This window comes from Roseomonas sp. KE0001 (assembly GCF_016107285.1).
Classification (GTDB): Bacteria; Pseudomonadota; Alphaproteobacteria; order Acetobacterales; family Acetobacteraceae; genus Pseudoroseomonas.
On sequence record NZ_RCVQ01000005.1, the window covers coordinates 1 to 14,990 of the forward strand.

At 69.9% G+C, this 14,990-nt stretch carries 9 protein-coding genes; 7 read left to right on the plus strand and 2 right to left on the minus strand.

Going from position 1 to position 14,990, the window contains the following annotated elements:
* The 4 genes from D9598_RS11220 to D9598_RS11235 form a co-directional block, all read left to right on the plus strand.
* Positions 1-1,355, plus strand: a 1,355-nt coding sequence (locus tag D9598_RS11220; RefSeq protein ID WP_198366605.1) for a PepSY domain-containing protein, incomplete at its 5' end; no start/stop codon positions are given.
* A complete protein-coding gene (locus tag D9598_RS11225; protein WP_198366606.1) occupies positions 1,352-1,666 on the plus strand; it encodes a DUF3325 domain-containing protein in 315 nt (104 codons plus the stop codon). The genes D9598_RS11220 and D9598_RS11225, both read left to right, overlap by 4 nt.
* Before the next feature lie 62 nt (positions 1,667-1,728).
* A complete protein-coding gene (locus D9598_RS11230; protein WP_198366607.1) occupies positions 1,729-3,324 on the plus strand; it encodes an ABC transporter substrate-binding protein in 1,596 nt (531 codons plus the stop codon).
* Between the two features lie 269 nt (positions 3,325-3,593).
* Entirely contained in the window at positions 3,594-11,153 is a 7,560-nt protein-coding gene (locus D9598_RS11235) for a carbohydrate-binding protein (RefSeq protein ID WP_198366608.1), read from the plus strand.
* Positions 11,154-11,168: 15 nt separating this feature from the next.
* Here the strand turns inward: D9598_RS11235 and D9598_RS11240 are convergent, their stop codons facing one another.
* Positions 11,169-11,396, minus strand: a complete 228-nt coding sequence (locus D9598_RS11240; protein ID WP_198366609.1) for a hypothetical protein — start codon at positions 11,394-11,396, stop codon at positions 11,169-11,171.
* 94 nt (positions 11,397-11,490) lie between these two features.
* Positions 11,491-11,961: a hypothetical protein gene (locus tag D9598_RS11245; protein ID WP_198366610.1), complete on the minus strand. Its 471-nt coding sequence runs from the start codon at positions 11,959-11,961 to the stop codon at positions 11,491-11,493.
* A 269-nt stretch (positions 11,962-12,230) separates the two neighbouring features.
* On the opposite strand from D9598_RS11245, the gene D9598_RS11250 reads away from it, so the two are divergent.
* The 3 genes from D9598_RS11250 to D9598_RS11260 are packed head-to-tail and all read left to right on the plus strand — an operon-like array spanning position 12,231 to position 14,975.
* A complete protein-coding gene (locus D9598_RS11250; protein ID WP_198366611.1) occupies positions 12,231-13,280 on the plus strand; it encodes an ABC transporter substrate-binding protein in 1,050 nt (349 codons plus the stop codon).
* Positions 13,277-14,182 carry an ABC transporter permease gene (locus D9598_RS11255; protein WP_198366612.1) on the plus strand — a complete coding sequence of 302 codons (906 nt, stop codon included), beginning with the start codon at positions 13,277-13,279 and terminating at the stop codon, positions 14,180-14,182. Before D9598_RS11250 ends, D9598_RS11255 begins: the two co-directional genes overlap by 4 nt.
* Positions 14,175-14,975: an ABC transporter ATP-binding protein gene (locus D9598_RS11260; RefSeq protein ID WP_370591992.1), complete on the plus strand. Its 801-nt coding sequence runs from the start codon at positions 14,175-14,177 to the stop codon at positions 14,973-14,975. The genes D9598_RS11255 and D9598_RS11260 overlap by 8 nt, the downstream gene beginning before the upstream one ends.
* Positions 14,976-14,990 lie beyond the last annotated feature (15 nt).

Below are 14,990 nucleotides of genomic sequence, written 5' to 3' on the forward strand. Positions count from 1 at the left end.
GCGGCAATGACCTGACGTTGACGCTGCCCAATCCCCGCCTGTCCCTGGCCTCCGCCTTCTGGCGCGACCCCACGGCCAGCGGCCGGGGCTTCCGCACCGCCCTGCTCGACCCTGTCGGCGGCGAGGCCCTGAAGGCGCGCGAGACCCGCGGCGGCGACTTCTTCTTCCGGCTGCATTTCGACCTGCACTACATGTCGCCGATCTGGGCGCGCTGGATCGTCGGCCTCTGCTCCATGTTCATGCTGGTCGCCATCGTCAGCGGCATCATCACGCACCGGCGCATCTTCTCGGACTTCTTCACCTTCCGCCCGCGCAAGGGCCAGCGCTCCTGGCTCGACGCGCATGCCGTGACCGCCGTGCTGGCGCTGCCCTACCACCTGATGATCACCTATACCGGGCTGATCACGCTGATGCTGCTCTACATGCCCTGGGGCGTGCAGGCCGCCTATCGCGACGATCCCCGCACCTTCACCGCCGAGGTCTTCGGCAGCCAGCCGCCGGTCCGCCGCTCCGGCCAGGCCGCGCCGCTGGTGGCGATCGACCCCATCCTGGCCGAGGCGGCGCGGCTCTGGGAGGGAGGGCGCGTCGCGCGGGTCACCATCCGCAACCCGGGTGATGCGGAAGCGCGCATCGACATCAATCGCGGCGATGACGACCGCCTGGCCGCCAGCCGCCAGAGCCTGGTCTTCCATGGCGTGAGCGGTGCGCTGCTGGATCGGGATGACCGCGACAGCGGCACGGCCCTGACGCATGGAGCCTTCTACAGCCTGCATGTCGGGCGCTTCGCCGAGGGGGCGCTGCGCTGGCTGTTCTTCCTCTCCGGCCTGGCCGGCACCGCCATGGTTGGCACCGGCGTGCTGCTCTGGGCCGTCAAGGAGCGGCAGGAGCACCGCAAGGCGGGCCGCGTCGGCCCCGGCCTGCGGCTGGTGGAGGTGCTGAACCTCGCCACCCTGGCGGGGCTGCCGGTGGCCATGGCCGGCTTCTTCTGGCTCAACCGCCTGCTGCCGGCGGAAATGCCGGGACGCTCGGGCTGGGAAACGGACGGGTTCTTCATCCTCTGGGGCCTCTGCCTGCTGCACGCTCTCTGCCGCCCCGGTCTGCGCGGCTGGATCGAGCAGCTCAGCCTGGCCGGGGCGCTCGGCCTCCTGCTGCCGGTGGCCAGCGCGCTGACGGTGCCGAGCCATCTGGGCGCCAGCCTGACGCGGGGGCCGGCCACGGTCGCGGCGGTGGAGCTGACCGTGGCCGCGCTGGGCGCCCTGATGCTCGGAGGCGCAGTCTATCTGGCGCGGCGGAAGGCGCCGCTGCCCCGGGCGGCGCGGGGCGCGGCGAAGCCGGCGGCGAGGCCGGCGGAATGATTCCGCTGAGCTTCGCCCTGGCCTATGCCGGCTTCGCCGGCCTCTGCCTGGCCATGGACCGCCACCAGCGCGACCTCTTCGGCCGCCGCCTGGCGGCGGGCCGCTCGGCCGGCCTGCGCTGGGCGGGCTGGCTGCTGCTCGGCCTGTCCCTGCCGCCCTGCGTCCTGGCGGCAGGCTGGGGTATCGGCAGCGTGCTCTGGTGTGGCCTGCTGACCCTGGCCGCTGGCCTTCTGGTCCTGTTGATGCCCTATGCGCCGCGGTTGCTGGCCCTGCCGCCGCTGCTGGCCCTGGCCGGGCTGCCGCTGGCCTGAGCGGGGTTGCGGAGGCCGCCCCGCTCCTGTTCCATGCCGGTCGATCCTGAACGGAGATGGATATGCTCAGTCGCCGCACTCTTCTGGCGGCCGCCGGCGCCGCCGGCGTGGCCGCCGCGCCCGGCCGCTTCGCGATCGCCCAGCCGGCCCGGCAGCGCCTGCTGAAGCTCGTGCCGCAGGCCAACCTGACCAGCCTTGATCCGGTCTGGACGACGGCGAACATCACCCGCAACCATGCCTACATGATCCATGACACGCTCTACGGCATGGACAGCAGCTTCACCCCCCGGCCACAGCTGGCGGAAGGGATGGTCGAGGAGGATGATGGCCGCAGCGTCACCGTCACGCTCCGCGACGGGCCCCGCTTCCATGACGGCGAGAAGGTGCGCGCGCAGGATGCGGTGCCGAGCCTGCAGCGCTGGATGAAGCGCAGCCCGATGGGGCAGAAGCTCGCCATGTTCGTCGAGGAGATGGTGGTCGTGGATGACCGCCGCTTCCGCTTCCGCCTGAAGCAGCGCTTCCCGATGCTGAAGGCGGCACTGGCGCAGGTGAGCAACAGCCCGCCCTTCATCGTCCCCGCCCGGCTGGCGCAGACCGACGCCTTCACCCAGATCCGCGACACCACGGGCTGCGGCCCGTTCCGCTTCAAGGCGGACGAGTTCAACTCGGGCAGCCTCGTCGTCTATGAGCGCAACGCCGAGTACAGCCCGACGCCGGACGGTCAGCCGAGCCTGACGGCCGGGCCGAAGGTGCCGCATTTCGACCGCGTCGAATGGCACATCATCACCGATGCCTCGACCGCCGCGGCGGCGCTGCAGACCGGCGAGATCGACTGGTTCGAGCAGCCGCCGCCGGAGATCCAGATGCTGCTGGCACGCAACCGGCAGATCTCGATCGAGGCGATCGACCCGCTGCCGCTGGTCGGTGTGCTGCGCTTCAACCACCTGCACGCGCCGTTCAACGACAAGAAGATCCGCCAGGCGCTGCTGCCCGCCATCAGCCAGTCCGATTTCATGAGCGCCGTGGTCGGGCCCGAGCCGTCGCTCTACTTCGACAATGTGGGCGTGTTCACGCCCGGCACGCCGATGGCGAGCGAGGTGGCGCTGGAGCCGCTGAAGGGCGAGCGCAGCCTCGACCGCGCCAAGGCGCTGCTGCGCGAGGCCGGCTACGGCAACCAGCCCATGCGGCTGATCGGGCCCACCGACATCCTGGCGCCGTCGGCGATGACCCAGGTGGCGGCGGATCTGGTGCGGCGCCTCGAGTTCAATGCCGACATCGCACTCGGCGACTGGGGCACGGTGGTGCAGCGCCGCACCTCGCGCGAGCCGGTGGACAAGGGCGGCTGGAGCATGCTGCTCACCTCCTTCTCCTCCTTCGACTTCGCCGATCCCTCGGCGCATTTCCCGCTGCGCGGCAACGGTGCCGCCGCCTGGGTCGGCTGGCCGGACATGCCGCGCCTGGAGCAGCTCCGCGACGAGTGGTTCCTCGCGACCGACCTCCCGGCGCAGAAGCGGATCGGCGAGGAGATGCAGCGCGTGGCGATGGATGAGCTGCCCTACATCCCGGTCGGCGCCTACAAGTCGATGACGGCGATCAACAAGAACCTCCAGGGCCGTGTTCCCGGCTTCGCCATCATGTGGAACATGCGGCGCGTCTGATCGTCCTGACATATCGGGAGAGGAAGGGCCGGATCCGCAGGGATCCGGCCCTTTTCGCGATGTGACCCCGGTCACTGCGCCGATGCAGGGAGCCGTCGAAATTCTCGCGCACCAAGGCGTATCCCGCAACGCAACGCGTCTCAATAAGATTGGTCACACCAAGTTCAAGTCGCGGAAAGAGATTGTCTCTTGTGCGGGCCGCTTACAAAACTTCAGCTTGTATCGAAATTGAATCTTTTGGGCCGTGCACCGGCGGGCGGATACAACCCATGGCGACATTCTCCCTTCCCTCGCGAAGCACGCGACTCTCCATCCAGGTGGAAAGCGGCGATCTGACGGTCCTGGATCAGGACGCCAACACCAACGACACCCTCATCCGCGATGCCGCCCACCCGGAAACCTCACCGGTGCCGGGTGGCGGCACGCTGCGCCCGGGCTTCACCGGCACCGGCTATCTCGACTTCGGCGACACGCCGGGCGACCGGGTCAGCTTCAACCTGGATGTGGCGGAGGCCGGATCATACGACCTCAACATCCGCTATGCGTCGCAGATCTTCGGCGCAGGGCCGCGCAGCCTCGACATCGGGGTGAATGCCGGCGGCCCGGGTGTCGTGGCCTTCCCCGACACCGGCCCGGCGGGTGGCGCGGCGGCACAGCAGGGCTTCAACGTCTGGGGCTTCCTGACCCGCACCGTGACGCTGGCGGCGGGGACCAATACCGTCACCCTCGCCATTCCGGCGGGCGCCTCCACCGGGCCGAATGTCGATCGGATCGAGCTGACCCCCGCCGGCACCGGACCGATCCCGGCCGACAGCAGCGCCGACGCCGATGGCAACCTCTTCCTCGACGCGCCGGACGCGCTGCTCTCCGGGGCTGCCCTGGCCTCGGTCAACTTCACCATCAGCGGCGTCGATGCCGATATCGTCGCTCTGGCGATCAGCTTCGATGGCGGCGTCACCCGCACCGACATCACCGGCCGGCCGGATGCGGATGGCGACTTCGTCTTCGACGCCAGCCATCTGTCCCCCGGGGCCGTGACCGCCACGGTCTATGTCACCGATCAGGTCGGCAACGTCGCCTCGGCCACCGCCGGCCTGCAGATTGCCGCGGCGGTCGATCCGGCGGCCGCCATCGTCATCCAGGCGGAGGACACGTCGCGCGTCACCGTGCAGGACACCGGCTCCCCGGCGAGCGCCGATTTCACCCGCGTGGTGGACGCGGCGCATCCCGATTCCGGCGGTAATGTCCGCGCCGGCGCCGCCGGCGGCGCCTATATGGATTTCGGTGGCAATGCGGGAGATGCCATCAGCGTCGCCGTCAGTGTGGCGCAGACCGGCGTCTACGATGTCACCTTCCGCTACGGCAATGGCGGCGCCGGCAACCGGCCGCTGCTGCTCGCCGTCGATGGCGGCAACGCGATCACGGTGAACTTTCCGCCCGCCGGCACGGCCGGCAGCGGCACCGGCGCGACCGGCTGGAATGCCTGGGGCGAGGTCACGCTTCCGGTCACGCTGGGGGCGGGCGACCATGTGCTGCGCCTCAGCATTCCGGCGGGCGCCAACTCGGGTCCGAACATCGACCAGGTGACGCTCCAGCTTCAGGACGAACCCGGCGGGCCCGGCCTGCCGCAGGTCTTCGGCGAGGTCGTCCGCGTCAACTTCGAGCCGGCGGCGGGCGCGGGCGGCCTGCCGGCCGGCTATGCCACGCCGGCCGGCTACGAGGCCGACACCGGCGCAGCCTTCGGCAGCCGGGGCGGCGGCTTCAGCTATGGCTGGGTGACGGAGGCGAGCGTCGCGGACGGCACCGCCAACGGCACCATCGCCGCCGCGTTGCCGACGGGCGCGCTGAGCTACCGCAACACCGTGCCCGGCGCCACCGCGCTTCAGAAGACCCTGGCGCAGATGGAACAGCCGGCGGCCGGCGCCGCGGGCGCGCGGGCCTGGGAGATCGCGCTGGAGAACGGCACCTATCAGCTCAGCCTGTCCATCGGCGACAGCGGCGGCCCCTTCGACAGCACCTACGCCGTCAATGTCGAGGGGCTCGCCTTCGGCCGCAGCTGGGTTCCCGCCAATCCCGGCGGCAATGGCGCGCAGGACGGCGGCGGCTTCCGCTCGACGCTGCAGACCGGCATCGTCCAGGTGACCGATGGCCGCCTCACCATCGATTCCATCGGTGGCACCAACACCGAGCTGCAGTATCTCGAGATCGAGCGCGTGCCGGACCTGACGCCGAGTGACGGGCGCAGCGCCGATCGCGACTACTCGTACTTCGTTGGTCCCGTCGCCGCCTACCTGAACGAGCAGGTGCCGATCTCCATCGGCGCCGGCGGCGCTTTGCCGATCGGCATCAATCCGCTCTCCAGCTTCGTCGTCGGCGTCAACCTGCAGGCGCCTGGCCACCGCGGACCGAACGTGACCCGCACGGACGGCGTCACCCTGGTCGAGACGCTGACCGGCCTGGAGGTGCCGCTGGATGTCCAGATCAGCGGCGGGGCGGATTCGCTGACGCTGCGCCCGCTCCAGGACCTCAAGCCCTTCACCGGCTACACGCTGATGGTGAGGGATGTCCTGGATCTCGGCAGCATCACCGATGGCGCGGCGCCGCTGCGGCAGATGCAGGATCTCACCACCAGCTTCGTCACCGGCGCCACGCCGGTCAACGTGGCGCGCGAGGTCGGCTTCAACACCCAGGTGCTGCTCAACGGCTTCATTGACGGCGCGGCGGGCTTCACCTCCATCACCTTCGGACCGGACGGCAAGCTCTACGTCGCCACCATCACCGGCGAGATCCACCGCTGGTCGGTGCTGGGCGATGGCAGCCTCGACAAGGCCTCGCAGGAGACGCTGTCGCTCGGCCACTTCGACCAGGGCGCGGCGGGGCGGCGCGGCATCATCGGCATGGTCTTCGACCCGACGAACCCCGATGTCATCTGGGTGTCGGACAACTACCCGATCCCGCGCGAGAACAAGGCCTTCAGCACGCCGGAGTTCTCCGGCAGGATCAGCAAGATCGAGCTCGGTGCCGGCGGCTCCTTCAGCGGCGCGACGGCGGAGGCCTATATCACCGGCCTGCCGCGCTCCGGCGGCGACCATGTCACCAACAGCCTGGCCTTCCGCGCCAATCCCGATGCCGGGCAGGCGGGCGAGCCGGCCCACCTGCTCTATGTCACCCAGGGCTCCAATTCCTCCGGCGGCAGCGCCGACAATGCCTGGGGCAACCGGCCCGAGCGCCTGCTCAACGCCGCCGTGCTGGAGATCGACCCCAGCCGCGACGCCCCCGCCGGCGGCTTCGACGTCCGCACCGAGCCGGTGACGGACCCGACGACCAGCAATCCGCCCTCCAGCTTCAATGCCGACGGAACCTATCCCGGCTTCTACAACCCCTACGCGGCAGATGCGGTGCTGAGCATCTACGCCAGCGGCGTCCGCAACGCCTACGATCTCGTCTGGCACAGCAACGGCCATCTCTACGCGCCGACGAACGGCAGCGCGGTCGGGCCGCACACGCCGGAGGATCCGACCCAGCCCGGCGACCAGGTGATCGACTACGGGCCGAAGCAGAAGGACTATCTCTTCACGATCTCGGAAGGGAAGTACTACGGCCATCCGAACGTGCTGCGGGACCAGTACATCCTGAACGGCGGCAATCCCACCGCCGGGGAGGATCCGAACGAGGTCGTTGCCGAGAAGGACGGGACGCCCGGCACGGATGGTTATGACGTGGGCGTGCTGCCCGATCCGGCCTACGACCTCGCCGGCACCTACGACCTCGGCTACAACCAGTCGCCCAACGGCGCCATCGAGTACCGCAGCAATGTCTTCGGCGAGAGCCTCAAGGGCGCCATCCTCGTCGCCCAGTTCTCGATCGGCGACAATGTCCGCATGGTCCGCCTCGACGCCGGGGGCGCCGTCATCGGCGACGACGTGCTGCGCCGGCCCGACGGCTCGGTGATCGACGACTACATCGATCCGCTCGACATCGTCGAGGACCCCGCGACCGGGCAGCTCTACCTGATGACGCTGAACCGCGGCACCGGGGCCAGCCAGCTCGTCCTGCTCAGCCCGGTGCCGGGTGCCGTCGTCTCCGACGTCACCGCCGACGAAGGCGGCGACCTGACACTCAGCGTGGTCGATGGCGGCAATCCCGCGTCGGTCCTGTTCCAGATCGGCGGCGCCGATGCCGATCTCGTCGGCTTCACCGTCAGCCTCGGCGGCGGCGCCGCGCGGAGCGTCACGCCCGACGCGCAGGGACGGTTCAGCCTGGCGGTCGCTGCCGGCACGGCGGTCACCGCCCAGCTGGAGGTGACCGACGGTGCCGGCAACCGGGCGACGGCCAGCACGCTCTACACCCCGCCCCAGCAGCCCGCGCAGCTTGTCTCCCTGGTCACCATCCAGGCCGAGGACAACACGCCCGGCGACGGCACGGCGGTCGGCCTGTCCTCCGGTGCCGGCGCGCAGATCCAGATCCGCACGGCGGCCAATCCCGAGAGCGGCAGCGGGCTGGTCAATGGCCTGCGGCCGGGCGCCTTCGGTCTCGACGGGAACACCGTCAACACCGATGGCGTCCCGGGCGGCTATGCCGATTTCGGCGCCCTCGCCGGGGATTTCGTCACCTTCACCTTCGCCGTGCCGGCGGCGCAGGCAGGCAGTGGGCTGATCCGCGTCCGCTACGGCAATGGTGGGGCGACGGACCGGCCGCTGGACGTGCTGGTGAACGGCGTCAGCACCGGAGTGCGCGGCTTCGGCCCGCCCGCAGGCCAGAGCGGCGACGCCGCCTGGGCCACGTGGCAGATCCTGGAGGTGCCCGCCAACCTGGTCTCCGGGACCAACACCGTCAGCTTCCGCGCGACCGCCAACACGGGCCCGAACATCGACCAGATCGAGGTGCTGGCGCCCGCCGCGCCGCCGCAGCCGCAGGAGCCCTACGTCTTCCTGGAGGCGGAGGCGGCGGCGCTGGTCGGTGCCAGGGTCGTCACCGAGAACCGCAACCAGTCGGGCGCCTTCGTCGATTACGACGGCACCGCCGACCAGTCGATCACCTGGACGGTGGAGGCGCCGCAGGCCGGGATCTACGAGATCGGTGTCCGCTATGCCCTGGCCGCCGGCAAGGGCGACCGCCCGCTGGTTCTGGCGGTGAACGAGGCGCCGCTCGGCGCGCTCAGCTTCCCGGGCTTCAGCAATGCCGCCGAGAGCGAATGGCGGTTCCAGACCACGACCGTCGAGCTGCAGCAGGGCGACAACACGATCCGCCTGACCGCGCCGAACGCCGTCGGCCCGAATGTCGACCAGCTGCGGGTGGCGACGAGCCCGGCGCAGCCCGCCTTCCAGCCGGACTATGCCGCCATCTCGGGCGAGACGCGGATCGAGCTGGAGCAGACGGCGACGCATGCGACGCGCATCGTCAATGCCCGGACGGTCGACTTCTACTTCACCCCGTCCGCGAGCGGCGCCTATCTGCTCGACCTCGCCGCCAATGCCGGCGCGCCGAATGGGCAGGGCCTGACCCTCTACCTGAACGACACGCTGCTGGCCGATCTGGCCTTCCCCGGAAGCGGCACGGCAGGCGAGGTCAGCACGGGCCTCTCCCTGACGGCGGGCCAGTCCTACCATCTCCGCGTCGTCTCCGACGCGCCGGGCGCGAATGCGCTGGACTACCTCGACCTGCGCCCGGCGCCGGCCGGTGCCGGCCGGATCGCCGTGCAGGCCCTCGACGCCACCTTCTTCGACGACCGGCTCCAGTTCAGCTATCTGGAGGATCCCAACGCCCAGCGGCCCGATCTGGTCGACCGTGCCTTCAAGTCCAGCGGCGTGGTGCGGGTCACCAATTCCGGCGAGGGGCCGCTGGCGATCAGCGGCGCGACGCTGGACGGCCCCTTCAGCCTGGCCAATCCGGCCGCGCTCAGCAACCTGTCCCTGGCGGCCGGCCAGTCGGTCGATGTCACGGTGCTGTTCAACCGGGCGCTCTATACGCCGCCGACCAGCAATGTCGATCTCACCTCGACCACCTTCGAGGGCCATCTCCGGATCAACACCAGCGATCCCGCGGCGCCGCAGGCGACGGTGCAGCTCGCCGGCTTCTGGCAGGCGCGTGACGAGGGCGGGCAGGAGCCGAATGTCAACGAGGTCTGGAAGGTCTTCGGCTTCGGCAATGTCATCGAGGGGCTGAGCACGCGCGGCGGCGGCGAGAACTCGGTGCTGAACGACTTCGATCTCTACCGTTCCGCCGATGCCACCGAGGTGCTCTCGCCCTACTGGCGCATCGCCGATGGCTATACCGCGGCGACGGCCACGCATATCGCGGCCTATCACGGCAACGGCGGCGCCAGCTTCGCCATCCACAATCCCGGCAACAAGTTCCAGCAGAGCACGCTCTGGACCCATGACGGGAACGACAACCAGACGCTGCTGCCGCTGCTCGGCAATGGCGGCTTCTCGAGCCGCAGCTTCACCGCCGCCGACATCCCGGATGCCTGGGCCGGCAACGACGTCTTCGGCATGTCGATCGACAGCCTCTCCACCGACCCCCGGCTCAACCCGGCGGGCGGCGGCACGCCACCCGCCGGCACCTCCGGCATCCCGCGCGGCTACACGCACCGGATCTTCCAGGCGGTCGATCAGGACGGGGATGTCATCCCGAACGTCTATCTCGGCGTCATGGACTACACGGGCATCAACTACGACTACAACGACAACATGACCGTCATCGAGGGCATCACGCCGGTGGGCTTCGGGCAGCAGCTCGTCGTCGCCGGGCTCGATGACGCCGCGGCGGATGAGCGCCTGGTCTTCTCCCGCATCGACAATCCGGCCAATGCCAGCCAGGCCTTCCGCGACGAGGCCGTGCTGACGCTGCGCAACGACGGCTCGGCGGCGCTCGGCATCTCCGGCGTGACCCTGGACGATCCCAACGGCTTCCAGCTCATCGGCACCGCGCCGGCGACGCTCGCGCCGGGCGCCAGCGTCAGCCTGACGCTGCGCTTCACCGGCACCCATGCCGGGACGGCGGCGGGCGCCCAGCTCCACGAATCCAGCCTGACGATCCATTCGACCGACTTCACCCAGGGCCAGAAGGTCATCGCCCTCAGCGGGCTGGCACAGGAGTTCTCCGAGAACAATTCCGAGCCGAATGTCGCGCAGATCGTCGAGGCCTTCGGCTACGACACCAACGTGGCGCAGGCGGCGCTGGCGGGCGGCGGCCGGGTCGAGACGATCGGCGACGAGGTGCTGATGCCCTACCTGGAGCGGCTTGATGGCGGCAGGCCGGTGGAGGTCGTCCAGCTCGCCGCCATGCTGAACCAGGGTGCCGTGGCGCGGCTCGGCACCCACACCCTCTCCTCCGGCCAGACCACGAACCTGCTGGCCAATGACGACCAGCAGGGCCAGACGCTGCTGCCGGATTCGCTGGTCGCGGGGGCGGGGGCCGGCGCCTCGGTGGCCCGCGCCAGCTTCAGCCCGGCCGCGCCCTTCGGCCTGCATGTGACGGTGGACGGGCGCCCGACCTATGCCTCCTGGTCGGACCCGCAGGCCAACCGGCTCGACCCGGCCCTGAGCCCGCTGGTGGGCGCGGATCAGGGCCATCTGATCCGCTTCTTCCAGGCGCGGGACGGGGACGGGCAGGTCATCGCCGGCAGCTATATCGGCGTGCAGGATTATCCTGGCGGCGCCAACTACGACTACAACGACCTGGTCTTCCTCATCACCAATGTCCGCCCCCATGCCCTGACGGCGCTCGAGGATGCGGACCGCAATGGGGTGCTGGATGTCCTGCAGCGGGATACGGACCAGGACGGGCTCCGGGACTTCTTCGACATCCCCGGCGTGGTGGCCTGACCGCGGGCTGGTCCCCTAGTCGGGCCACCCCGCCGCGGCGTGAGGCAGGCGGCCCTCCCGCAGAAGGCGGGTCCGCTCCATGCCGAAGAGGATCGCATCGGCGTAGTCCGCGCCGATGCGGCGATATTCCTCATCCGTCGGCACCGAGGAAGCCATATCCCGGCCGCCCGCGCCGGCGCAGGCACCGAGCCCGACCAGCGCCAGGAGGGCGAGGGCACGCAAGCCGGGCCGTCGCAGGATCATCCGGTCCCTCCGGTTCTGAAACCTCATCCTCGCCCAGTGTGCCGCACGGTGCCGCAAAGGGCCAGCCTTTGCGGAGAGCGTCGCGGCCCTCCCGTCAGCCGGGACCGGACATGGCCGCCCGCAATGCCAGGCTGCGGCGCGAGGGCTGGCGGACGCGTCGCCCCCGCCCCGTCCGGCCGGGGGGAGACGCCGCGCCCGACAGATGGGCCGCGAGCCTGGCCGCCAGGGCCTCGGCGGTGGCCCGGCCCTCGGCGGTGAGCTCCGCCTCGCCGGGCCGGTAGCGGAGCCGGGCCTCGGCCAGGATCGGCTGGCCGGGACCGAAGCCGGTCTCGCGGCCCAGCCGCATCAGGACCGCCAGGACCTCCGAGCCACTATAGGGCACGCTGGTGGTCACATCGGCGGTCTGCCGGCCGAGCCGGGCCCAGAGCGCCCAGTCGCGGATCACCGTCCGCTCCAGACCCTCGTCCGGCAGAGGGTCCAGCGCCTGCTGGAGAAGGTCGAGAAAGGTGGCGCGGCGGGCATACCAGAGCGCGCGCGAGGCGAGATCAGGGAAATACTCCGACATGGGTCATCCGGGGCGGCGAGGGGGGAACACCCTGTCAGGCGGGGTCAGGCGCCGCCTCACCGGCTCCGGCGCAAAGAACATATAGTGAACTTGAATGGCGGAACAAGAGGAGGAGCGAGGGCGCTTATGATCGATTCGCAGGCAAATAGCCCGCCTTCTGTTCGGATATGAACGAGGCGCCTCGGCATTGCACAAAAATGGGTCTGCGGAGGGGCAAGGCTCCCGGATAGGATGGCCTCCACACCCAATCCGACAGGAGGTTCTCGCCGATGTGCGATCGCTGGGGCTGCACCACCTCCCTCCACAGGCCGCGCCTGGCTCGGCGCGGCTTCCTGAAAGCCGCCGCGGCCACGAGCCTGACCATGGCCCTCGGCCCGGGGCAGCAGGCCCTCGCGCAGGGCAAGAGCATGATCTCGAGCCGTGGCACGGGGTTCTGCAACCTGAACCTGTTCCTGGCGCATGCCATGCAGTTCTCGAAGCAGGATGGCGTGCAGCTTGACTTCGTGAACGCGCCGACCTTCGCCGAGCAGGTCACTTTCCTGGGCATGGGTCAGTCGAACATCGGTGTCCTCCCCTATACCAGCGCGCTGTCGCTTATCGACGGCGGCGCGCCGGTCAGGATCGTCGGCGGCGGCGGCGTCGAGGGATGCGTGCTGGTGGCGCAGCCGGGCCTCGACAGCGCCGAGAAGCTGAAGGGCAAGACACTCGGCACCTTCCAGCTCGATACGCTGGAGGTGCTGCCCTATGACTGGCTGAAGTCGAAGGGCGTCGCGCTCAAGGACGTCACGGTGCGCTACATGGGCTCGACGCCCGAGGCGGCCGAGGCCTTCCGTGCCGGCGCGCTCGACTGGATCGCCACCATCGAGCCCTATGGAACGGCGCTGCTGAACGACGTGAAGGGCGCGGTGAAGCTGTCCGACGGCACCGATCTCTATGGCCGCGGCTATACCGATTGCGTGCTCGCCGCCCGCACCGAGGTCATTCAGAACAACCCGCAGGGCGTCAAGGCCGTCATCAAGGCGATGATGCAGGCGCAGGCGATGTTCGAGAAGGACCCGGAGGCGGTGCTACCGAAGCTGGTTGGCACCTACTACAAGACCTCGATGGAGAATGCCCGCATGGCCTCGACCAAGCAGCCCAGCGTGGTCGATGCGCGAAGCCAGGCGGCGTTCATCCTCGGCCGCGTGCAGAGCCTGATCGAGATGGGCTACGCCAAGAAGAAGCCCGACCCGGCCATCCTGGACTGGACGCTGCTGGAGCAGGTGATCGCCGAGAACAAGCCGCTCTATGAGAGCCTGAAGTGGAAGTCGGCGGCATGACCGCGCAGCTGGCCCGGGCCGCGGCGGTGCCGGTGCCGACCCTCTCCCTCGAGCGCCGCGCGGCGCTGCGCGCCTGGGGCGTGCGGCTCGGCTGGTCGCTCCTCTCGGTCGGGAGCTTCGCCCTGCTCTGGGAGTTCCTCTGGCTGATCGGCTGGGCAGACCCCAAGCTGCTGCCGCCGCCGCACGTCTTCATGGGCAACTTCGTCGAGCAGGCGCGCAACTTCAACACGGCGCAGCGCTGGCAGATCGGCACCGGCGGCGGCGGCCCGACCCCCTGGGAGGCGGTCGGCATCACCATCCTCTCCTCCACCGCGCGCGTCTTCGCCGGCCTGCTGCTGGCGGGCGCGGCCAGCATCCTGGTCGGTGTCGGCATCCGCTACTCCCGCTGGGCGGAGCGGCTGGTGCTGCCGACGGTGACACTGCTGGCACCGGTCTCGCCCATCGCCTGGCTGCCGGTCGCCATCTTCCTCTTCGGCATCGGCAACGGGCCGGCGGTGTTCATGGTGTTCATCGCGCTGTTCTTCACCATGACCATCTCGACCATCGCGCAGATCGACGCCGTGGACCGCAACTTCATCAACGTCGCGCGCACCATGGGGGCGACGAAGCGGCAGATCTATACCCGCGTCGTGGTTCCGGCGATCCTGCCTGGCCTCCTCGTCGTGCTGCGGCTCAACCTGTTCGGCGCCTGGATGGTGGTGCTGGTGGCGGAGGCGACCGGCGTCGGCTACGGGCTGGGGCAGGTGATCATGCTGGCGCGCAATACCTTCAACCCCTCGCTTGTCTTCTTCACCATCGCGTTGATCGGCCTGCTCGGCTTCGGCTTCGACTGGCTTCTGCGCAAGCTCCAGGCCCGCATCCTCTACTGGGTGCCCGAGACGAAGGTGATCGCCGGTGTCTGAGGAGAATTCCGTTCTGTGCCGCAACCTGGGCAAGACCTGGAACGCCGGCACGATCCGCGCGCATGAGGCATTGCGCAACATCGACCTCGCGGTGAAGCCGGGAGAGTTCGTCGTCCTGCTCGGCCCCTCGGGTTGCGGCAAGTCCTCGCTGCTCTATCTGGTCGCCGGGCTGGAGGAGCACACTTCCGGCACCCTGGACGCCTTCGGTGCGCCGGTCACCGGACCCTCGCCGGACCGCAGCCTGATCTTCCAGCAGACCTCGCTGTTTCCCTGGCTGACGGTCTGGCAGAACGTGACCTTCGGCCTCTCGCTGCGCGGCGAGGGGGCGGAGGCGCGGCGGGCGGCGGCGCGCGAGGCGCTGGCGCGCGTCGGCCTCTCGGACGCGATGGAGAAGCGGCCGGACGAGTTGTCGGGCGGCATGCGGCAGCGCGTCGCCGTCGCCCGTGCGCTGACCATGCGGCCGCGCGTGCTCCTGATGGACGAGCCCTTCGCCGCGCTTGATGTGCAGACACGCGCCAAGATGCAGGATTTCCTGCTCGACGTCTGGCGCAGCTCCGGCGCCTCCGTGCTGTTCGTCACGCACGGCATCGATGAGGCCGTGGCCCTGGCCGACCGGGTCGTCGTCTTCACCGCCCGGCCGGGCCGCATCAAGGCCGTCGTTCCGATCAACCTGCCCCGCCCGCGCGACCCCTTCTCGCGCGAGGCCGAGGCGCTGCGCCAGGAGCTGACCGGCCTGCTGCGCGACGAGGTGGACCGCGCCTTTGCCGAGCAGGAAGCCCTGGCGCCGGCCTGATCACGCCGCCCGAAC